Genomic DNA, 21,568 nt, shown 5'->3' with positions numbered 1-21,568 from the left:
CATCTCCACCCCCATCTCCTCCCCCACCGATCACAGCCACAACGAGGACCTGCTCGCCTTCCTCAAGGACAGTTCCTCGCCGTACCACGCCGTGGCCCAGGCCGCGCGCCGCCTGGAGAAGGCGGGCTTCACGGAGTTGCGGGAGACCGAGGAGTGGGGCGGCCACAGCGGGGGCGTCTTCATCACCCGTGCCGGTGCCCTGATCGCGTGGTACGTCCCCGAAGGCGCGCCCGCCCACACCCCCTTCAGGATCGTCGGAGCGCACACCGACTCCCCCAACCTCCGGGTCAAGCCGACGCCCGACACCGCGTCCGCGGGCTGGCGCCAGATCGCCGTGGAGATCTATGGAGGGGTCCCGCTCAACACCTGGCTCGACCGAGACCTGGGTATCTCGGGGCGGCTCACCCTGCGTGACGGCACCTCGGCCCTCGTCAAGATCGACGAACCGCTCTTCCGCGTACCGCAGTTGGCCATCCATCTGGACCGCTCGGCCAACGAGGGCCTCTCGCTCGACCGGCAGCGTCAGACCCAGCCGATCTGGTCCCTGGGCGAGCGGGAACAGGGCGCGCTGCTGCGCAGGGTCGCGGACGCGGCGGACCTGGAGGCCACCGAGATCCTCGGCTGGGACCTGATGCTGCACGACATCCAGGCACCCGGACACCTTGGCGCGGAGCGCGAGTTCCTGGTGTCGGCGCGCATGGACAACCTGGTGTCCGTGCACGCGGGCGTCACAGCGCTCACGGCGGCGGCCGACGCCTGGGCGCAAGGCACCGGGCCCTCGGCCGGTCCCCGGATTCCGGTGCTCGCCGCCTTCGACCACGAGGAGTGCGGCAGCGGCTCCGAGACCGGCGCACAGAGCCCACTCCTGGAACGCGTGCTGAGCCGCTCGGTGGCCGGCCGGGGCGGCACCGGCGAGGACTGGTCGCGGGCGATGGCGGGCGCGTTCTGCGTGTCGGCCGACATGTCCCACGCGGTGCACCCCAACTACAGCGAGCGGCACGACCCGGACAACCACCCACTGCCCAACGGCGGCCCCGTGGTGAAGGTCAATGTCAACCAGCGGTACGCCACCGACGGCACCGGCTACGCCGTCTTCGTGGCCGCCTGCGAGCGCGCCGGAGTGCCGTGGCAGCCGTTCGTCTCCAACAACGCGCTGGCCTGCGGCACTTCGATCGGCCCGATCACCGCGGCCCGCCTGGGCGTGACGACGGTCGACGTGGGAGTGCCAGGCCTGTCCATGCACTCCGCGCGCGAACTGGTCGGCGCCAGGGATCCCGGCCATCTGGCCCGGGCGCTCACCGAGTTCGTCACAGCGGGCTGACCGAGCGACACGACACCGGAGGAGAAACGACACGTGTCCGCGAGAAACGTCGTACTCAGGGGCGCCGCCCCGCAGGACGCGTCACTGCGCGTGCTGATCATTCCGCATGCCGGGGCCGGGGCGGCGAGTGGTCTGGCCTTCGCGGAGCACGCTCCGGCCGAGTGGCTGGTGGCGACGGTCCGGCTGCCGGGCCGGGAGTCACGCATCCGGGAGAGCGTCCCGGATCTGCCCGGCCTGGTGGCGGACGTCGTGGCGACGGTCCGTTCCCTGCCCGGTTCCGGTTCTGGTCCTAGTCCCGGTTCCGGTCCCGGTCCTGGTTCCGGTCCTGGTTCCGGTTCCGGTTCCGGTCCTGGTTCCGGTTCCGGTTCCGGTACGGCCCCACTGATCGTCGTCGGAGTGTGCTCCGGCGCGGTCATCGGCCTTGAGGTGGTGCGGGAACTCCTGAGTGATGGCGGGGGCCGTGGCCACAGCGATCGTGTCGCGGGCCTGGTGGTCGTCTCGCAGTGGGCGGTGAACGAGAAGCCCGACCCCGAGCGCCGTCTGCTGCGGGACACCGACGACAGTGACCAAGTACTGGACATTCTTCAGGAGTTCGGCGGCGTCCCGGCGTCCGTCGCCGCCAACCAGGAGATGCTCCAGCTCGTGCTGCCGGGCATCGTGGCGGACATGCGGGCCGTCGAGGACTACTCGTCGGATCCGGACCCGCTCCTCGCCTGCCCGCTTCTCACCGTGTTCGGGGACGAGGACCAGCTGTGCCCCGACGAGCGGACCGCCGACTGGTCCCTGTTCAGCGAGAACACCCGCAGTGCCTGGGTACCGGGCGGTCACATGCTGCTGGCGGAGAACCCCGCCCTGCTGGTGGACGCCCTTGTCGGCAATCTCGACCAGTTCGCGTGAGGACTACTTGGATGACGACTGCCGCATTCGAACCGCACCACCGGATCGATGCCCTCCTGCTGGAACGGTGGGACGGCGACGCGGATCTCCCCGCGCTGGTGTCCGGCGACACCGAGCTGACCATGGGCGAGTTGAAGGACCGGGTCCTGCGGGCCGCCGCCGCGCTGCGCGCGCGAGGTGTGGGGACCGGGGACCGCGTCGTCGTCTACCACGAGCGGTCCGTCGATTTCGTGGTGGCCATGCTGGGCGTGGTGTTCGCGGGTGCCGCCCACGCGGCGATCGACGTGAACGACCCACTGCGGCGGACCCTCCGCACGATCGACGACTGCGGCCCTCGGGCCCTGATGACCAGCGCCGGGCTGCGCTCCCGGTTCACCGGGGTGCCGGGCTTCGTGGTGATCACGGACGACGAGTACGCCGTACGACAGCCGACGCACCCTCCAGCAGCGGTGCCGGGTGAGGAGTACGCCGTACGACAACCGTCACCCGCTCGGGCACCGGTGACCGCCTCGGACGAGGACCCCGCGGTCGTCATCTACACGTCCGGCTCCACGGGCACCCCCAAAGCCTCGCTGATCAGTCATCGCGCGCTCGTCTCAAGGCTGTTGGCCCTACAGTCCACGCACCGCATGGACGAGCACGACCGGATGATCCACCACACGGTGTGCAGCTTCGACATGTATCTCTGCGAGCTGTACTGGCCGCTGCTGGCCGGGGCCACCGTCGTCATCGCGGCGCCTGGCCGGCAGCGCGACGCGGACTATCTGGCCGCGCTGATCCGCGATCACCAGATCACGACGTTCTACTGCGTAGTGTCGCTGCTCGAACTCTTCCTGCTGACCCGCGATCCGGCGGAGCGCTACGACGGCATCCGGCAGGTGCTCACCGGCGGGGAGTCGCTCAGCCCTGAGCTGGTCAAGCGTTTCCACGCGCGTTCCACCGCCTCGCTCACCAACCTGTACGGCCCGAGTGAGTGCACCGTCTACTGCACCGCGTGGGTGTGCCCGCGTGACCCCGATCTCGACACGGTACTGATCGGTTCGGCCATCCAGGACACCGAGTTGTGGATTCTCGACGAGACGGGCGCTCCGGTGGCCGACGGCGAACCGGGCGAACTCCACATCGGCGGCGCGGGCCTCGCCCTGGGGTATCTGCACCGGCCCGAGCTCACAGCGGAACGCTTCGTCACCGCCCCGGCGGTCAGCCCCGACAGCCGCCTCTACCGGTCCGGTGACCTGGTCAGGGCTCACCCCGACGGCGCTCTGGAGTTCCTGGGCCGCGTCGACGGCCAGGTCAAGATCAGGGGCATCCGTATCGAGCTCGGGGAGATCGAGGCAACTGCCGTGCGGTGCACAGGAGTTCGCCAGGCGGCGGTGGTCGCCCACGGAGCGGGGTACGAGAGGCGGCTCGCCGCGTATGTGGTGGCCGAGGAGGGCACGGAATCCGTAGAGCTGCCCACAGTCGTACGTCAGACTCTGCGCACCTGGCTGCCGCCCTTCATGGTGCCGACGGCCATCGAGACGGTCGACAGCTTGCCGTTGACGGCCAACGGCAAGCTGGACCGGCTGCTGCTCGAAGACTGGTCGGCGAAGCGGGCGGCGACTCCCGTGCCTTCCGCTACGGCACACGGCACGGTCGTGGCGACCGCAGGTGTGGGCGTGGACGTGGACGTGGACGTGGAGAGCGTCGTGTCCGAGGTCTGGTGCGAGGCGCTCGGGACCGCCGGCATCGGCCGCGACGACGACTTCTTCGACCTGGGCGGCGACTCCTTCAAGGTGGTCCACGTGGTCGAGACCCTGCGGCATCGGCTGGGAGCCGCCATTCCGCTGGCCGCGCTGCTGCACGAGCCGACGGTGGCGGGTTTCACCACCGAACTGCGGCGCCTCATGGATACGGACATGGATCAGGAGTCCGCGAGTTGAACCCTTTCGGATCGAACCCCGCCGGATCAACACCTGTCGCATCGAACCCCGTCGGATCAAACCCCGTCGGAGACAACGCTGTCGGAGACAACCCCCGCCCCGGGCGTCCCGGCCTCATCCGTTCCTTCGCCGATCTCACGCCCGAGCGGTTCGACCGGGGCCGTCCCGTGGTCACACTGTTCAGCGGCGGCCTGGACAGCAGCTACCTCCTCCACCGGCTGGCGAAGGCCGGATTCACCGACATCCACGCGGTGAGCGTCGACCTGGGTGCCGGTGAGGACCTGGACGACCTGCGGCTCGTCACCGACCGGCTCTCCGTACGCCTGCATGTCGTCGACGGGCGGCAGCGGTTCGCCGACGAGTACGTCCGCCCCGCGATCGCCGCGCAGGCCGTCTACCTGGACACCCACCCGGTCAGCTCGTCACTCAGCAGGCCCCTCATCGCGAAGCTGGCCATGGACATCGCGGTCGACCTGGGCGCCTGGGGAGTGCTGCACACGGCCAACCGTTCGCAGAACACCCTGCGCAGGCTCAACGGGGCGCTGGGACTTCTCGGCTATCAGGGCCACTACGGCAGCCCGTACGACCTCGACCCGGTGGACCGTGACCGGAAGGCCAGGGAGCTGGAGGAAATCGGGCTCACGCACATGAGCAAACGGGTCGCCAGCATCGACGCGAACCTGTGGTGCCGGGAGTTCGAGTCCGGGGTGCTCGACGATCCCGAGGAACACACCGTTCCGGAGCATCTGTACAGGTGGAGCGTGCGGGACGAAGGGGTCCCGGACGAGACGGTCGAGATCGGTTTCGCCGAGGGAGTGCCCGTCTCCGTCGACGGCACGCACCTCCCGCTGTACGACCTGGTCGAGCGGCTCAACCTTCGGGTGGGCGCCCATGGAATCGGCCGCTACAGCGGGCTCGAACATCTCCCCGGCGGGCAGAAGGTGCTCGAACTCCGCGAGATGCCGGCCGCCGCACTCCTCCTGAAGACCTATCGCCACCTCGAGACGGCGACGCTGGACGCGGAGACCATCCGGGAGAAGATGCACATCGAACAGATCTGGGTGCGCGAGGCGCTCGAAGGGCGCTGGTTCGGAGAACTGCGGCAGGCGAGCCAGTCGTTCGTGGACTCCTGCGCCGCCCGGGTGACGGGAACCGTACGTTGGCGCCTGAGACCGGGCTCGGCGGAAACACAGGCCATCGTCGCCGCCTCTCCCCGCTATGTGCGCAGCCGCGAGGACTGGGAAAGGGAGTCGATCCGCACCGACGGTTCGGTCGGCCTCTAGATTTCGGCCCGTGACAAGCGGGGTCAGCTCTCGCTCGTACAGTTCGCGCCGTTCAGCGCGAAATCGTCCGGGACCGAGTTGGCGCCCTGCCAGGAGCCGAGGAAGCCGACGGTGAAGGCGGCGCCCGCGGCGACGGTCCTGTTGTAGTCGGCGGCGGTGGCGGTCACGCGGGAGGCCTGCTGGAGGAAGGTGCCGTCCCACATCTGGGTGACGCTCTGGCCGTCCTGGAAGGTCCAGGAGACACGCCAGGTGGCGAGGGCCTTGGTGGAAGTGACGGTGACGGTGGCCTGGAAGCCGTCCGGCCACTCGTTGACGATCTGGTACCGCACCGCGCAGGTCGGCGCCGCGCTCTTCGTGGGTTCGGCCGCCTTCTGCGTGGTCCCGGCGGGGGACGAGGACTTGCCCTGGGGTTCGGTATCGGGCTTCGGGGTCGTAGCGGAGGGGGGAGCCGATTCCGACGGATCGGGCGACACCGACGAGCCCGATGGGCGGGAGGTGGCCGACGGGAGCACGGTTCCCGGGTCCGCCACGGGCTGCCGGTTCCCCGACTCGCCGCCCGCCGTCGTGGTGCCGCCCCCCGCGGCGCTGTCGAAGGGCATCAGCGAGACCGTGAGCGCCAGCGCGGAGACGACGACGGCGGTGACCAGGAGCGCGGTCCGGCCGATCCGGGGCACGGCCATCCTGCTCTCGGCGATGCCCGTGTCCACGGCCGCCCGCCGACGTCCGCCCAGCTGGCCCGCGTCCGCCGCCCGACGGCGGCGCTCCAGATACGCGAGGCCGCCCCAGCCGATCACCCCGCTCGCGAGCGCCGAGGGCAGCCCGCCGCCGTGCAGCCGCAGGCAGGCCGCCGCCTCGGCACACTCCACGCAACGCGAGAGATGGCGTGAGAGATCGTCCGGTGTCTCGGCGCCGGGCGAGCGGGTCACGGCGTCGAGGAGCCGGGCGTAGCTGCGGCAGTTGGCGTCCATCGGGGTGTCGAGGTGGTTGCGATGGCAACGGTCCCTGAACAGCGCCCGCACCTGGGCGAGTTCCTCGGCCGCGGCCGCCGGGTCGAGGCCGAGCCGTCGAGCCACCGCCGGCAGCGGAAGTGCCTCGACCTCGGCCAGCCACAGCAGTGCCGCGTCCGGTTCCTGCATGTCCCTCAGGCCACGCAACGCCAGCGGACGGTGCAGCGGCGGCCCCGTATAACGGGCCGCCTTCTCGGAGTTGAGCCACAGCCGGAGTTCGGGGTCGAGCCGGTGGCCCTGCCCGTACTGCTCCCAGGCAGCGGCCGTGGTCCGAACCGACGTCAGCAGCAAGGGAATTCGGGGCAGCCGGGCCGTCCTGCGACCGGTACCCTTCGTTCCGGAACCGCCGGCGCGCGACTCACGGATGCCGTGCGAGAACGCCTCCGTCGCCAACTGCGTGGCCGCGGCGGAACCGGACGTACACAGATCGGCGTACGAGAGGACCACGTCCCAGCACTCCGAGAACAGTGCGGCCTCGGCGGCGTCCTGGGGGGTCGGCAGGTCGGGCATCGGGGGCTCCTGCATCAACTGCGTCCATCTGCCAAGTTATGCAATGCAATGTCAACTCGCGTGCCGTGCAAAGGAGTTGGGGACCGCCTCCACGGCGGGGCCCGAGCCTTTCACGCTTCCCACACAACTGACAAGCCACACATTCAATTAACGTGGAAAGCGGTTGTGCGTTCGAGGTTTCGACCATGCGGGGGCCTCGCGAACGTCCCCGAGTGTTGTACGTGGGCGAGGCGCGGATATTTCAGCGCGGAGGCCGGTGCGTGACGTGCCTGAGCGCACGCGGCCGGACCGCGGCGGGGACGGACGTACCCCGGCCGCGGTCCGGCGACGGCGCGAACCCGACTATGTGACTACAGGCCGGACGGTTCCGGCACGGGCTCCCGTGCCGGAAGGCTGTCCATGAACGAACTCACCGAGAAGACGGCGTTGCCCGGGCCGGGCGGGCCGTATCCGGGCGGGGAGGCGAGACCGAAGTCGTCCATCGTGGCGCGGTAGGCCTCCAGCAACCGGATGTGGTACTCGAGCGGCGCGCCCTGCGGGTTGGCCTTGCCCAGCGGGGTGGTCGGCTCCGGGCACCAGGTGGTGAAACGGGGCGTGATGCCGTGCGACATGAAGAAGCGCAGCCCCTCCGTCGTCGACGCGATGGCCTCGTCGACCGTGGTGAAGCCGAAGGGCTCGGCCATCTCCACGCCCGCCACGAAGTTGGGAATGACATTGCGCGCGCCGAAGACCTCCGCCGAGTCGAGGATGCGCTTGTGCCACTCGTCGCGGCCGACGTAACGCTCCTTGCCCGGGCAGTACAGCTCGAACAGCCGCTGGTCCCACACCTCGTAGTTGGGGTGGTAGATCTGCACGCCGTAGTCCTTGAACCGCTGTACGTCGTCCTTCGGCAGCGCCTGTGCGACGACCTTGCCGATCCACCGGTCCGGGAAGTGCTCCTCGATGGCCTTGGCGTACATACCGTAGAAGTCGGCCTCGTCACGGCCCTGGAGTTTGGAGGTGATCGCGCCGCCGGTGAGCGTGTAGGCGGTGGACACCTTCGCGGTGTCGTACCGGTCGATGATCTCCAGCGCTTCGAGGACCTCGTCGACGTCCTTCACGCCGGTGTACGGCCGCCCCGCCGCCTTGTGCTGGCGCCAGTTGTGGTTGATGTCGCAGTACTGGCACTCCTCCTTGGCGCCGAAGTACTGGCAGACGCGGAAGACGGTGAGGTAGATCAGGTAGCCCCACTGAATGGTCGGGGCCACCTCCATCACGGACTTCCCGTTGGAGAGCTTGTGCTTGTAGTACTCGGGCATCGGCGGCACGCCGACGTCGGAGATCCGCTTCCCGTCGAGGTAGAGCCCGAGCACGCCGTCCTCGTCGGCGGCCACGCGGTACGGCGAGGACGGGTTCACGCGCACGGACACGACGGTCCGGCGCAGGTCGTACGGGCCACCGGTGAGGATGATCTCCTCGGGCGGGCGCCTGAGCGCGGCCTCGCCCAGCTCGGGCAGGGTGCCGTGGTCGAAGGAGAAGATGAAGTACGACTTCGGCTTGACGTCACCGCCCTCGTTGTCGGAGAGAGCCGACGGGTCGAAGGCCAGGCCTCCCCGGAGCAGGTCCTCCTTGAAGACGGCTTCCCGTGGCACGTGCGGGAACCGTTCCATCAGATCCTCGACCAGCGCGGTGCGGCTGCCGCCCATTCCGATCTCCTCGCTCCCCGTGTTCGAGCTCTGTGCTCGACTCCTCACGGTATACGTTGCTTTGATCGGCAAGCGATCTCAGCAATCCCGGCGTCTCCGCTGGAATGGTCCGTAACGGTGTCACCAGAACGCGAGTCGCGCGCCGGTGTCCTGATGACGGTCTCCCGCTTCCTTCTCTCCCGCCCTGGGACGGGGGAGGGTTGCGCCACCTGCCCGCCCCGTCCCGGCCTTGCGGCGCGGGCGGGTGGTGCGGGTCTTGCGGTTGGCTCCACGGGGCTTCGACTCCGCCTCGACGGCGTTGTCCAGGTCTCCGGCCACTCCGGTACCTGTCGTGCGGGCCGCGAAAGCGGCCAGGTTGTGTCCGGCGTTCGCGTCACGGTCCAGGACGAGACCGCAGTTGTCGCACTCGAAGACACGCACGCTGAGGGGCAGCTTGGCTTTCACCACACCGCAGCGGGAGCAGGTCTTCGACGAAGGGAACCAGCGGTCGGCGACGACAAGGCGGGTGCCATGCCGGCGGGTCTTGTAGGTGAGCTGGCGTCGGATCTCACCGAACGCGGCATCCGCGATCCGGCGGGACAGTCGCCGGTTGCGGCCCATTGCGGCAATGTTGAGGTCTTCGACGACGACTGTGCCGTACTCGGAGGCGAGGCGGGTCGTCATCTTGTGGAGAGTGTCCTCACGGAGGTTCGCAACCCGGTGATGCACCTTGTTCCGAGCATGGTTGGCCTTCTCCCAGCGCTTCGACGCCTGCTGACCGGTACGCCGGTCAGGGCCTTGGCGGCGGGAGACGATCCGGCTGGCGCAGCGTAGCTTTTTCTGCGCGCGGTCGAGGTGGCGCGGGTTGGGTTCCTCACCGAGCACACCGTCGCTGTCCGCGTAAACGGCGAGGGTCTTGATGCCGAGGTCGACGCCAACCGCTGTGTCCGGACGGGCGACCTTCACCAGCTGGTGCTTCACCTCGACCTGGAGTGACACGAACCAGCGGCCACGAGAGCGGGTTCGATTTCCACGGAGTCACGCAGACGGGCCAGTACCTCCGGAGGGAAGATCCGCGGCACGTTCTCGGCGGTCATGGCGAACAAGGCCAACGGACGCTCGGGTAAGGCGGCGACCTTCCGGCTCGGCGACTTCATGGACAGCGACGGGCAGCAACCGGGCTCGACCGTAGGCGGCGCCAAGCGAGAGGGCCAATGGACACTCCGCCGAGGCACCGGACGCGCCATGAGGTGCGGCGCCCGGGCGAGGTAGTTTCCTCGGGGGCCAGCACACCGGCCGTGGACGGCGACTTCCCGGGGAGGGACGACAGGGATGACAGAGACCCTGACCAACTGGGCCGGCAACATCACGTACACCGCGAAGGAGCTGCACCGGCCGCAGTCGCCCGACGCGCTGGCGACGCTGGTGGCGGACAGCGCGAAGGTGCGCGTGCTGGGCAGCGGGCACTCCTTCAATGAGATCGCCGAGCCGGGCGACGACGGCGTACTGCTCTCGCTGACCGCGCTGCCTCCGGCGGTGGACGTCGACACGACGGCCCGTACGGTACGGGTCGCGGGCGGCGTCCGTTACGCCGAACTCGCCCGCCGAGTGCACGAGCACGGGCTCGCGCTGCACAACATGGCGTCCCTTCCACACATCTCCGTGGCGGGTTCCGTGGCGACCGGCACGCACGGCTCCGGGGTCACGAACGGTTCGCTGGCCGCCGCTGTACGCGAGGTCGAGCTGGTCACGGCGGACGGCTCCACGGTGACGATCGGCCGGGGCGACGCACGCTTCGACGGCGCCGTGACCTCGCTGGGCGCGCTCGGTGTCGTCACCGCCCTCACCCTCGACCTGGAGCCGGACTACCGGGTGAGTCAGCACGTTTTCACCGAACTCCCGTTGACGGGGCTGGACTTCGAGACGGTGGCCGCGTCGGCGTACAGCGTGAGTCTCTTCACCGACTGGGGGCTGCCGGGGTTCCGGCACGTATGGCTCAAGCGGCGGACCGACCAGGCGCCGCCCGAGTTCCCGTGGGCCGCGCCCGCCACCAGGGCGATGCACCCGGTGCCCAGCATGCCCGCGCGCAACTGCACCCAGCAGTTCGGCGTCCCCGGCCCCTGGCACGAGCGACTCCCCCATTTCCGGGCCGAGTTCACCCCGAGCAGCGGGGCCGAGCTCCAGTCCGAGTATCTGCTGCCGCGGCTTGACGCCCTGGCCGCGCTGCACGCGCTCGACGCGATCCGCGAGGCGATCGCGCCGGTGCTCCAGGTCTGTGAGGTGCGGACCGTCGCCGCGGACCGCCAGTGGCTGAGCCCGGCGTACGGGCGGGACTCCGTCGCCCTGCACTTCACCTGGGTCGAGGACACCGCGGCCGTACTGCCGGTGGTGCGGCGGGTCGAGGAGGCGCTCGACCCCTTTGACGCCCGACCGCACTGGGGCAAGGTGTTCACCGTGCCGTCGGCGGTGCTGCGCGAACGGTACGCGCGGGTGGGCGAGTTCAGGGCGCTGGCCCAGGCACTCGACCCCGCCGGCAAGTTCACCAACGCCTTCGTGGGGGACTTTCTCCACCCCCTTTCCTAACCCCTTGTCGAAAGTCCGTCCCAGGCCATAGCCTTGCGGGCGGTCGTGGCAGCCTTGGCAGCCGCGCCGCGGCCTGGGACCGAAGAGATCGAGGGGGCACGATCTGTGAGGCGCACGTCCCGGGACATCCGTACCGCGAACCGCTATGAAGTGCTGCGCCAGATCATCGCCCGATCTCCCACCTCCCGCCAGGAGTTGGCGGCGACCACCGGGCTCAGCCTGGCCACGGTCGCCACGCTCGTCGGTGAGCTGCTCGAACTGGGAATGCTGACCGAGGTCGGGTTCGAGGACTCCGCGGGTGGCCGCCCGCGCGGGCTCGTGGCCGTGAACGCGTCGGGGGGCGCGCTGATCGGCGTCGACATCGCGGAGACGTACGTACGGGTGGAGCTGTTCGACCTCGCGCTGAACGTCCTCGCCCGCGCCGCCGAGGACATGCGGCCCGGCGAGAGCCGCCGGGAGCAGGTCGTCGGGCATGTCGCGGCGGCCGTCGGCTCGGTGGTCTCGCGGGCCGGGATCGAGGACGCGCGCGTCCTGGGGGGCGGCGTGAGTGTGCCGGGCCAGGTCGACCGCGAAGGCGGGGTCTCGGAGTACGCGCCGAACTGGGACTGGCACGATGTGCCGCTGCTCGACCTGCTCGCCGAGCACATCGCGTATCCGCTGCACCTGGACAATCCGCTGCGCGCCTGCGCGGTCGCCGAGCTGTGGTTCGGTGCGGCCCGCGGGCACGGGGACGCCGTGGTCGTCAATCTCGGCACGGGGGTCGGCGCCGGGCTAGTGCTCGGCGGCGGGCTGCACCGCGGGGTCAGCAACAGTGCCGGCGAATGGGGCCATACGACGCTGGTCCTGGACGGGCGGCTGTGCCACTGCGGGAACCACGGGTGCGTGGAGACGTATGTCGGGGCGCCCGGAATCATGCTCAACCTGCGGGAGTTGAGCCCGGGCAGCGCGCTGCTGCACCCCGAGGACCAGACCGCCACGATCGAGGCACTCGCCGGTGGCGTCGCCGTGCAGGATCCGGTGGCGCTCAAGGTCGTGCGCGACACCGCCCGTTACCTCGGTGCCGGGATCTCCGACCTGGTGAACCTGCTCAACCCCGAGGTGGTCGTGCTCAGTAGCTGGGTCGCGGCGGCGCTCGGCGAACCGCTGCTCAAGGAGGTCCGCGAGGCCGTCGCCCGGCACGCTCTGCCGCGGCCGTTCGCCGCCACCGACATCGTCCTCTCCCCCATTCCGACCGATCCGGTCTGCCTGGGCGCCGCGACCTTCGCCCTGGAAGGCGCCCTGTCCACGGCGGGCCAGCAGACCGGCGGCCCAAAGACCGGCAGTCCAAAGACCGGGGACCACCAGCCCACGGGCGGCAGGACCGCCCCGCGTCGCAACATCCCCACAAGGAGTAGTCGCACAACGCCGCCATCCTGACTTCGGTTCGGTTAGGTTTCCAGTGGTTTCACCTGTTTTCCCTGCTTTCCCTGCTTTCCCTGTTTTCCTGTTCCGGCAGTATTTCCTGTTCAGTTTTTCCTGTTCAGTTTTTCCTGTTGCATCTGGAGACCGATGTCTTTCCGGACCACTGCCTACGTCGACTACGTCGAAGACGTCTCGCCCGGTAGCGGGGCGCTCCCGCCACGTGCGTGGTACGCGACTTCGGACGCCGATTCCCTCTCCCTCAACGGCAGTTGGCGCTTCCGCCTCTCCCCCACCGCCGACGCCGAGGACGACTCCTTCGCGGCGGAGGGGTACGACGCCGGAGACTGGGCTGAGGTGTCGGTCCCCGGCCACTGGGTCCTCCAGGGCAACGGCGCTTTCGGCGCGCCGATCTACACCAACCACCTGTATCCCTTCCCGGTCGACCCGCCGAGGGTGCCCACCGGGAACCCGACCGGCGACCATCTGCGGGTCTTCGACCTGCCTGGCGAGTGGCCCGGTGACGGCGGCTCGGTGCTCCGTTTCGACGGCGTCGAGTCCTGCGCCCGGGTCTGGCTGAACGGCACGGACATCGGCGAGTTCAAGGGCTCCCGGCTGCCGCACGAGTTCGCGGTCGGACACCTGCTGAAGCCGAGCGGCAATGTGCTGGCGGTACGGGTCCACCAGTGGTCGGCGGGCTCGTATCTGGAGGACCAGGACCAGTGGTGGCTGCCGGGCATCTTCCGGGACGTCACGCTGCTGCACCGTCCGACGGGCGGCGTGCTCGACTTCTTCGTGCACGCCTCCTACGACCACCGGTCCGGCGAGGGGTCGTTGCGTGTCGACTCCGATGTCGACGGCCGGGTCACCGTCCCCGCCCTGGACATCGATGTCGCGACCGGCGAGTCCGTGACCGTGCCGGTCCAGGCGTGGACGGCCGAGACGCCACGCCTCTACGACGGGGTGCTGACGACGGACGGCGAGCGCGTACCGCTCCGGATCGGCTTCCGCACGGTGGTGCTCGAAGACGGCCTCATCAAGGTCAACGGCCGGGCGATCCTCTTCAAGGGCGTCAACCGGCACGAGTGGCACCCTACGAGGGGTCGCGCGCTGGACCTGGAGACAATGAGGCAGGACGTGCTGCTCATGAAGCGGCACAACATCAACGCCGTCCGCGCCTCGCACTACCCGCCCCACCCCGCCTTCCTCGATCTGTGCGACGAGTACGGCCTCTGGGTCATCGACGAGTGCGACCTGGAGACCCACGGTTTCACCGAGCAGGGGTGGCGCGACAACCCGGTGAACGACGACCGCTGGACACCGGCCCTGCTGGACCGCGCCTCGCGCATGGTCGAGCGCGACAAGAACCACCCGTCGGTCATCATCTGGTCCCTCGGCAACGAGGCCGGCACCGGGCGCGGCCTCACCGCCATGTCCGAGTGGATCCGCGACCGGGACGGCTCACGGCTCATCCACTACGAGGGTGACTTCAACTGCCGTGACACGGACATGTACTCACGGATGTACCTCAAGCACGTGGAGGTCGAGCGGATCGGCCGCGGCCAGGACGGCGGCGCGCACAAGCGGCGCCAACTCCCCTTCATCCTCTGCGAGTACGGGCACGCCATGGGCAACGGCCCCGGTGGACTCGCCGACTACCAACGGCTGTTCGAGTCGTACGACCGTCTCCAGGGCGGCTTCATCTGGGAGTGGATCGACCACGGCATCAAGGACGAGCGGTACGGCTTCGCGTACGGCGGGGACTTCGGGGAGGAGCTGCACGACGGGAACTTCGTCTGCGACGGGCTGCTGTTCCCTGACCGGACTCCCTCACCCGGCCTCATCGAGTACAAGAAGGTGATCGAGCCGGTCCGTATCGAGGGCGACGGGGTGGACGGCACGGTCCGCGTCACCAACGCGTACGACTTCGCGGACCTCTCGGCGCTCACCTTCGAGTGGTCGTTCCAGGTGGACGGGGACACGGTGGAGACGGGCGCGCTGTCCGTACCCCCGCTCGCTCCGGGCGAGTCCGCCGAAGTGAAGCTGCCGACGCCGCCCGCCGACGGGCGGGGGGCCGAGACGGGGTGGACGGTACGGGCGGTGCTCGCGGCGGACACGGCCTGGGGTCCGCGGGGACATCAGGTCGCCTGGGCTCAACTTCCGGTCAGCGAGAAGGCGTTGGACCTGGTCTCCCAGTCCGCCGGGCCCGTTCTCGGCGTACGGCAGATCACCCTCGGCCCTGCCGCCTTCGATGCCCGTACCGGCGTGCTGAAGACGATCGGCAGGGTCGATGTCACCGGACTGCGCCTGGACGTGTGGCGCGCCCCGACCGACAACGACGACGGCGCGGCCTGGCAGCCGGACGAGCGCTACGGCCTGCTCTGGCGCAAGCTGGGGCTGCACCGGATGCAACACCGGCTGGACGCGGTGGAGTTGGGCGACGACGCCTTGACCGTACGATCCCGGGTGGCGCCCGCGGCCCGGGAAGTGGGCCTGCGCACGGTGTACCGGTGGACGTCGGACGGGACGCGGCTGCGGCTGACCGTGTCTGTGGCTCCCGAGGGCGACTGGACGCTGCCGTTGCCACGGCTCGGGATCCGGCTCGGGCTGCCCGCGTCGGCGGACCGCGTGAAGTGGTTCGGCGGCGGCCCCGGTGAGGGGTATCCGGACACCAAGTCGGCTTCGATGGTAGTGCGTTGGGAGTCGTCGGTGGACGAGTTGCAGACGCCGTACGTCCGTCCGCAGGAGAACGGCGCGCGGGCCGACGTCCGTTGGGCGGAAATCGGTGGACTGCGTATGGAAGGCGATCCGTCCTTCTGGTTCACGGCCCGCCGCTGGACGACGGAGCAGCTCGACGCCGCCGACCATCTGACGGACCTGGAGCCGGGCGACACGGTCTGGGTGAACCTCGATCACGGCCAGCAGGGCATCGGCTCACAGTCGTGCGGGCCCGCCGCGCTTCCGCAGTACCAACTGCGGGTCGCTCCAGCGGAGTTCTCGTTCGTCTTCTCGGAGATTCACGACTGATACACCGACGTACAACCCAAGCAACAGGGCGCTGTCGGCAGTGGCCTCCCCGCTACTGGGGGCCGCCGCCGCGCGCCTCAGTGATCCGCACAGCAGGGCGTCGGATCCGGCACCTCGAAGGGGACCAGCGTGCCGCCCGCCGCCGGCATCGCCGTGAGCACCAGTGCTCCGTCGCGCCACTCCGGGCGTACGTGATCACGGGTGACCAGCGGCTGGTCCGGCGAGGGTGCTCCGGTACCGAGTACGGTGACGCGGTCGATCGCGGAGCCGGCCAGCAGCTCGGCGACCGTCACCGTGCCGGTGAGCTGCGCGACACCCGGGTACAGCACCGCGCGGCCCACCGCGTCCGGCGCCTCGGGCGACACCTCGTACCCCTTGGCGATCAGCCCCTCGCGGACAACGCTCAGCGCCGCGCCCGAGGGGACCGCGAAGGACAGCGCGACCCGCGGCCGATCACCGCGCACCAGGTGCGTGCAGCCGAACGAATCCTCGGGGAGGGCGAGTTCGGCGGCCAGCGTCTGGAGCAGGTGATCGGCTTCGAGCAGGGCCGACACAACAGTGTCCACCCCGATGACGTACGGCTGGTTCACGACGGGAGGACCCACACCGGGTTGGAGTAGAACCACAGGTCGACCCACGGGTCGGCGTCGCCGACGACGTCGAGGGCGGGGCCGTTGGGGTCGACCGCCGCGCCGTTGATGCCCGTTGCGGAGCGCTTGCCGTCCGAGCCGCGGAGGCGGACGTACAGCGGGCGGTCGACCTTGCCGAGGGAGTACGTCAGCCGGACCGTGCCGGTCGACTTGTCCACCTCGTACGACTGGACGACCTTCGCCGTCGGCGCGCTGAAGGTGTCCTTGTCCGTGGCCGCGCCCGTGACATCGCCCTGGATGACGTCCACGCGAGCCAACTTCGGCACGAACCCTGTCCAGTTGGGGACGTCGGCGAGCGCGATGTCGACCGTCAGGGTCACCTTCGTGCCCTTCTTGACGTGCAGCGCGCCGCCGAGCGTCGCCCACTTGCCGCTGCCGGAGAGCCGCGCGTCGAGGCCGCTGATGAGCTGCCCGTGGTCGACCCAGATACGGCCGGCCCGGATGCCGTCCATCACTGCGGCGTACGAGAAGCCGTCGGAACCGACGTGCGTGCGGCTGTACTGGCCGGGCCAGTAGTCGCCCTGGGTGAGATCGACCTTGCCGGCGTACACCGGGTCGGTGTGCCTGCCGTTGAGGTCGAAGTCGGTGTCCGGGCCGCCGCGCTTGGCGGTGTCCGTGTACACCTGGTGGGAGTCGGAGTTGGCGGTGATCCACCAGGCCTTGCCCTCGGCGAGGAGGCTGTCCCACAGGCCGCCGACGGTGGCCGTCATCCAGTCGAAGCCGCCCCAGGTGCGGTAGCTCTCCAGCGGGTAGCCCGCGAAGGAGTCGGCGCTCGGATTGTTGTCGTAGATACCGCGGGCGCGTCCCATGCCGGTCGGCGCGGCGATACCGGCGGCCTGGTGACCTGGCGCACCCTCGAAGCCGATGGCGATCTGCTTGCCGCCGGGCGTCGCGTCGCGCCAGTTGCGGATCTCGTGGGGCGAGTCGACACCGCGTCGCGCCGGGTGGTTGGCGAGCATCAGCGCGTCCTTGACCTTGCGCCGCTGCACCTGCTCGGAGAGGAAGGCGAGACCCGCGACGGCGAGCGCCTCGTTCGCGGGCGACGAACCGCTCGCGTTCTTCACGCTGCCGTCGTAATCGGTCTCGAACGCCTTGAGGACGCTGACCTCGTTGGCGCCGGGGTGCACGAAGACCGTGCCGTGCTCGGCGCCGGGGATGTTCCACTCCAGGCCCTGGAAGACGAGGGTGTCCTCGTACTTCTCCCGCGCCTCCTTGATGTCCGGGTTGACCTTCTCGACACCGATCTTGGCGTGCGTCACGCTGCCGTGGTCGGTGATGACCAGCCAGTCCATGCCGTGCTTGGCACCCTGGCGGACCTGGTCGGAGACGCGGTACTTGCCGTCGCTGCTGTACTGCGTGTGAATGTGGTGGTCACCGGCCAGCCAGAGGAACCCGTTGGCTCTCCGACGGCTTTCGGAGGCGTACGCGGGGGCCGCCGCCGCTCCCTGAGCCAGCACGCCGCTCGCCGCCAGGCCCGCGCCCAGCAGACCCGCGCGGCGCAGCATCGTGCGGCGCGACTGCTGGTCGGGGCTCAGCGCCTTGTCGGGCACGGAGGTGTCGAAGGCGGCGGGCAGCGCCGTGCCTTCGTGATCGTGGGTGTGGTGGTGATGACCGTGCCCGTGAGCGTGTCCGTGCCCCATGTCTGCCTCCTGAGTTCGACGCCCGCATATACGGGGGCGCGAGATGGAGACTCGATGTGAAACATGAACGTTGAACGGCTACCGGGTGAGCGCTGGGCGACCCAGGTACGGCGGTCTGAACCAGCCACGCCCACTTACCCCAACTGCCGTAAATGTCACGACAGTTGAGGTCATCCGGTGACGCGTGGGGTCAGCGCTGGTAGCGCCAGGGGCCCGTGATGGCAAGGAGAATGCCGGGGTTCTGGATGCTCGCGTACAGCGTCTTGCCGTCCGGCGAGAAAACGACCCCGGCGAACTCGCTGTAGTTCGGGTCCTCAGCCGTGCCGTCGTTCAGCTCGTTGCGGGCGATCGGGTACGTCTTGCCCGATTCCGTGGCGCCGAAGAGGTGCTGAACGCCCTCGCCGTCCTCCGCGATGATCACGCCGCCGTACGGGGAGATCGTGATGTTGTCCGGGCCGTCGAGGACGCCGTCGTTCGCGTCCGGGTCGGGGTTGACGCCCAGGATCAGCTTGAGGGTCAGGGTGCCGCGGGCGGGGTCGTAGAACCACACCTGCCCGTCGTGCTGGACCGGGCTCTCCTCGCGGGCGAAGGACGAGACGACGTAGGTGCCGCCGTCGGCCCACCACATGCCTTCGAGCTTGCGGGCGCGGGTGACCTGGGTGTCGGTGAACTGCTTGCGCACCGACACGGTCTTGGCGTCACGGTCCGGGACCGCCACCCACTTGATGCTGTAGGTGGTGCCGGCCTTGGTGGCGCGGGACAGGTCGTCGACGAACTGGCCCTTGGAGTCGAAGGCCTTGAAGGCCTCCAGTACGCCGGCGGTGTCGGAGAGGGTCCGCAGCTTGCCCCGGCCCTGCTTGAAGCCCTTCGGCGGGGTCCACCGGTAGAACAGGCCGTTGGGGCCCGCGGCGTCCTCGGTCAGGTAGAAGTGACCGCGCTTGGTGTCCACGACGACGGCCTCGTGGTCGTAGCGGCCGAGCGCCTTGACCGGCTTCGGGTTCTGGTTCGCACGGCGGTCGTACGGGTCGACCTCGAACACGTAACCGTGGTCCTTGGTCATGCCGTTCTCGCCGGCCTTGGCGGTGTTCTCCTCGCAGGTCAGCCAGGTGCCCCAGGGGCTGCGGCCGCCCGCGCAGTTCTGCTGGGTGCCGGCGATGCCGACCCACTCGGACACGTGCTCGCCGTCCTTGGAGACCTCGACGACCGTGCAGCCGCCGGGCGCGGCGGGGTCGTAGACGAGTCCCGGCGTGAGCGGTACCGGAAACTCGACGGCCGTGCGGGAGTCCTTGATCTCGTGGTTGTTGACCAGCAGCGTCGAACCGCGCGTGCCCTTGAAGGTGGCCGTGCCGTCGTGCTTGTTCGGCGTGAACTCGCCCGAGTCCATCTTGGTGACACCCGCGTGGGTGACGACCTTGTAGGAGAACCCGGCCGGCAGCGCGAGCAGCCCGTCCGGGTCATCGATCAGCGGACCGTACCCGGTCTTGCTCTGGTGCCCCTTCGAGAGCGCTTCATCCTGCTCCTGCCCCCGGCTCTGAGCGTCTTCGGCACTCTCGGCGGCGTACGCGTACGTGCTGGCGGTGGACAGCACAGCGGCACTGCCGACTAGGGCGATGCCCGCGCCTGCTGAGGTCTTGGCGAAGTCTCTTCGGGTGGTAGGCACGTTTATCTCCTGGGTGACACGATCCGGGGGCGCCCATGGGGCTGGGCGCTGCACACAGTTCCCTGTCCTGTCGAACAGGAGGTGAACTGGACGCAACGCCTTTGCGGGATACCGAACTTATGGTCCATACCTGCTCCCGATCAAGGGTTCTCCCCGCTAATTCCCAGCTGGGAGGCGCTCGTCGGCCATTCTTCCGAGCCCCTTCGATACGGGGATTTCCGCCCACACGGTCTTGTACGTCCCGTCCTCGCGCGGCACCACACCCCACCGCTCGGCCAGCGCCACGACGATCAGCAGCCCACGGCCGCCGTCGCCGTCCGACGGCTCCTGGAGCACGGGCAGGCGGTCGGCCCTGCCGTCCGCGACCTCCACCCGTACGACGTCCTCGCGCAGCACCAGCCGTACGCGGAAGTCACGCCCCCGCACCCGCCCGTGCCGCACGGCGTTCGCCGCGAGCTCGGCGACGACGAGGGTCACGGCTTCGCTGACCTCGCTGTCGTACGCGAACCCCCAGACGTCCATCCGGTTCGCGACCAGCCGCCGCGCGAGCCGAGCCCCTCGCGGGGTGCTGCTGTAGAGCTGCGTGAACGTACCGAGGGTGACGGGGACTTGGGCCCGGGGGTGTCCTTGCATGGGTCAACGGTGGCGGGGAGGAGGCCGGTCGACCAGGCACGGCACTCCGACAGTGCGTGCTGTACGAGTTCACGGTGTGGACAGTTTGGGTAACCGTCCGTGACCATAGGTGACTTGGCGGGGTTGTCACCAAGGAACACAGGAGTTCCCGGAATGACCGACAGCATCGAGAGCACCGAGAGCACTACGAACGAGCCCGAGCCGCCCGACAGCTTGAAGGCGTTCGGGGCGGTACACAAGGCCTTCCGCAAGCGGGCGGGCTACACACAGGAGGAGTACGCGCCACTCGTCCAGTACCAGCCGGGGACGGTGGCCTCCATCGAACAGGGGCGACGCTTCCCGCAGCGCAGGTTCGTCGAGCGCTCGGAAGAGGTCCTGGAGGCGTTCGGCGTACTGCAGGAGGTGTACAAGCACGCGGGACGAGAGACGGGGCTGGCGTCTTGGTTCCGCAAGTGGGGTGAGCTGGAGGAGCAGGCGATCAGCCTGTACACGTACGAGAACCGGCTCGTCCCGGGCCTTCTACAGTCGGAGGGATACGCACGCACCCTCTTCGGCGCGCGCGTGCCGCTGCTCACCGAATCGCAGATCGAGGCCCAGCTCACGGCCCGCATGCAACGCCAGACACTGCTGCGCGAGCGGCCCAACACGGCGTTCAGTTTCATCGTGGAGGAGTACGTCTTCCAGAGGCGGACCGGGGGGACCGAGGTGACGCGGGAGTTGCTCGACCATGTGCTCGGGCTGAGTGAACTGCGCAATGTGGAGGTGCAGTTACTGCCGATGACGCGCGGTGTCCACGCCGGCCTCGACGGACCCATCCAGCTGCTGGAGACTCCGGAGAACGAGTGGTTCGGCTACTGCGAGGGGCAGCGAAGCGGCCAGTTCATCGCTGACCCGAAATCGATCAGTGTGCTGCACATGCGCTATGCGAAACTGCGCTCACAGGCTCTCACTCCGGAGGATTCCCTGAGCCTGCTGGAGCGGATGCGAGGAGCACTATGAGCACCACCGAACTGGCCTGGTTCAAGAGCAGCTACAGCAGCGGCAGCGACGGCGACTGCGTCGAAGTGGCCCTCGCCTGGCACAAGTCGACGTACAGCAGCGGCAGCCAGGGCGACTGCGTCGAAGTCGCCACCTGCCCCACCACCATCCACATCCGCGACTCCAAGAACACCCGCGGCCCCCAACTCGCCCTCTCCCCCACCACCTGGACGGACTTCGTGGAGTTCGCCGCGGGTCGGTGACTCAGGCGCACCCCCCGGCACAGAGCGGCAATCGCTGCACAACCTCTTGTGGAGATACCTTCTCCGCTTTAGCGTTCGACTTTTCGCGCGGTTAGTCACGGCCGACCCTCTGAGGAGTCCCCCATGTCCGCT

The 21,568-nt window shown here is 69.2% G+C and carries 16 protein-coding genes; 9 read left to right on the top strand and 7 right to left on the bottom strand.

The features are described 5' to 3' along the window. The first annotated feature begins 1 nt into the window (after position 1). From AB0N66_RS01430 to AB0N66_RS01415, 4 genes are all read left to right on the top strand, one after another. The gene (locus tag AB0N66_RS01430; protein ID WP_365427291.1) at positions 2 to 1,321 is read left to right on the top strand and encodes a M18 family aminopeptidase; all 1,320 of its coding nucleotides are present in this window, start codon (positions 2 to 4) and stop codon (positions 1,319 to 1,321) included. A 33-nt stretch (positions 1,322 to 1,354) separates the two neighbouring features. After that, positions 1,355 to 2,218 carry a thioesterase domain-containing protein gene (locus tag AB0N66_RS01425; protein WP_365426793.1) on the top strand — a complete coding sequence of 288 codons (864 nt, stop codon included), beginning with the start codon at positions 1,355 to 1,357 and terminating at the stop codon, positions 2,216 to 2,218. 11 nt (positions 2,219 to 2,229) lie between these two features. Continuing rightward, positions 2,230 to 4,140 (top strand): amino acid adenylation domain-containing protein, encoded by a 1,911-nt coding sequence (locus AB0N66_RS01420; protein WP_365426790.1) that lies wholly within the window; start codon positions 2,230 to 2,232, stop codon positions 4,138 to 4,140. A gap of 116 nt (positions 4,141 to 4,256) precedes the next feature. Beyond that, positions 4,257 to 5,423: an argininosuccinate synthase-related protein gene (locus tag AB0N66_RS01415; RefSeq protein WP_365427289.1), complete on the top strand. Its 1,167-nt coding sequence runs from the start codon at positions 4,257 to 4,259 to the stop codon at positions 5,421 to 5,423. A gap of 23 nt (positions 5,424 to 5,446) precedes the next feature. Here the strand turns inward: AB0N66_RS01415 and AB0N66_RS01410 are convergent, their stop codons facing one another. The 3 genes from AB0N66_RS01410 to AB0N66_RS01400 form a co-directional block, all read right to left on the bottom strand. Further along, positions 5,447 to 6,940, bottom strand: a complete 1,494-nt coding sequence (locus AB0N66_RS01410; RefSeq protein WP_365426787.1) for a cellulose binding domain-containing protein — start codon at positions 6,938 to 6,940, stop codon at positions 5,447 to 5,449. A 350-nt stretch (positions 6,941 to 7,290) separates the two neighbouring features. Then, complete coding sequence (locus tag AB0N66_RS01405; protein WP_365426784.1) at positions 7,291 to 8,625, bottom strand: radical SAM protein; 1,335 nt, start codon at positions 8,623 to 8,625, stop codon at positions 7,291 to 7,293. A 120-nt stretch (positions 8,626 to 8,745) separates the two neighbouring features. Then, a complete protein-coding gene (locus AB0N66_RS01400) occupies positions 8,746 to 9,603 on the bottom strand; it encodes an RNA-guided endonuclease TnpB family protein (protein WP_365426781.1) in 858 nt (285 codons plus the stop codon). A 333-nt stretch (positions 9,604 to 9,936) separates the two neighbouring features. On the opposite strand from AB0N66_RS01400, the gene AB0N66_RS01395 reads away from it, so the two are divergent. The 3 genes from AB0N66_RS01395 to AB0N66_RS01385 all read left to right on the top strand — a co-directional run bounded on the left by AB0N66_RS01395 (position 9,937) and on the right by AB0N66_RS01385 (position 15,612). Then, on the top strand, positions 9,937 to 11,187 hold the full coding sequence (locus AB0N66_RS01395) for an FAD-binding protein (protein ID WP_365426778.1): 1,251 nt from the start codon (positions 9,937 to 9,939) through the stop codon (positions 11,185 to 11,187). 105 nt (positions 11,188 to 11,292) lie between these two features. Beyond that, the gene (locus AB0N66_RS01390) at positions 11,293 to 12,603 is read left to right on the top strand and encodes an ROK family transcriptional regulator (RefSeq protein WP_365426775.1); all 1,311 of its coding nucleotides are present in this window, start codon (positions 11,293 to 11,295) and stop codon (positions 12,601 to 12,603) included. Positions 12,604 to 12,735: 132 nt separating this feature from the next. After that, on the top strand, positions 12,736 to 15,612 hold the full coding sequence (locus AB0N66_RS01385) for a glycoside hydrolase family 2 TIM barrel-domain containing protein (RefSeq protein ID WP_365426773.1): 2,877 nt from the start codon (positions 12,736 to 12,738) through the stop codon (positions 15,610 to 15,612). Between the two features lie 77 nt (positions 15,613 to 15,689). Here AB0N66_RS01385 and AB0N66_RS01380 read toward each other — a convergent pair whose 3' ends face one another. From AB0N66_RS01380 to AB0N66_RS01365, 4 genes are all read right to left on the bottom strand, one after another. Then, on the bottom strand, positions 15,690 to 16,202 hold the full coding sequence (locus AB0N66_RS01380) for a hypothetical protein (RefSeq protein ID WP_365426770.1): 513 nt from the start codon (positions 16,200 to 16,202) through the stop codon (positions 15,690 to 15,692). After that, positions 16,199 to 17,902: a PHP domain-containing protein gene (locus tag AB0N66_RS01375; RefSeq protein WP_365426767.1), complete on the bottom strand. Its 1,704-nt coding sequence runs from the start codon at positions 17,900 to 17,902 to the stop codon at positions 16,199 to 16,201. The genes AB0N66_RS01380 and AB0N66_RS01375 overlap by 4 nt, the downstream gene beginning before the upstream one ends. 190 nt (positions 17,903 to 18,092) lie before the next feature. After that, positions 18,093 to 19,562: an alkaline phosphatase PhoX gene (locus tag AB0N66_RS01370; RefSeq protein ID WP_365426764.1), complete on the bottom strand. Its 1,470-nt coding sequence runs from the start codon at positions 19,560 to 19,562 to the stop codon at positions 18,093 to 18,095. Between the two features lie 156 nt (positions 19,563 to 19,718). Next, positions 19,719 to 20,195, bottom strand: coding sequence for an ATP-binding protein (locus tag AB0N66_RS01365; RefSeq protein ID WP_365426761.1), 477 nt, complete (start codon positions 20,193 to 20,195; stop codon positions 19,719 to 19,721). 153 nt (positions 20,196 to 20,348) lie between these two features. On the opposite strand from AB0N66_RS01365, the gene AB0N66_RS01360 reads away from it, so the two are divergent. Together AB0N66_RS01360 and AB0N66_RS01355 are read left to right on the top strand one after the other, a co-directional pair. Then, a complete protein-coding gene (locus tag AB0N66_RS01360; RefSeq protein WP_365426758.1) occupies positions 20,349 to 21,194 on the top strand; it encodes a helix-turn-helix transcriptional regulator in 846 nt (281 codons plus the stop codon). After that, entirely contained in the window at positions 21,191 to 21,436 is a 246-nt protein-coding gene (locus tag AB0N66_RS01355) for a DUF397 domain-containing protein (protein WP_365426755.1), read from the top strand. Before AB0N66_RS01360 ends, AB0N66_RS01355 begins: the two co-directional genes overlap by 4 nt. Positions 21,437 to 21,568 lie beyond the last annotated feature (132 nt).

It is taken from the genome of Streptomyces sp. NPDC093544 (assembly GCF_040683495.1).
Lineage (GTDB): Bacteria > Actinomycetota > Actinomycetes > Streptomycetales > Streptomycetaceae > Streptomyces.
Note: the sequence above shows the minus strand (reverse complement) of the source record. Positions and strands in the feature narration are given on the sequence as shown.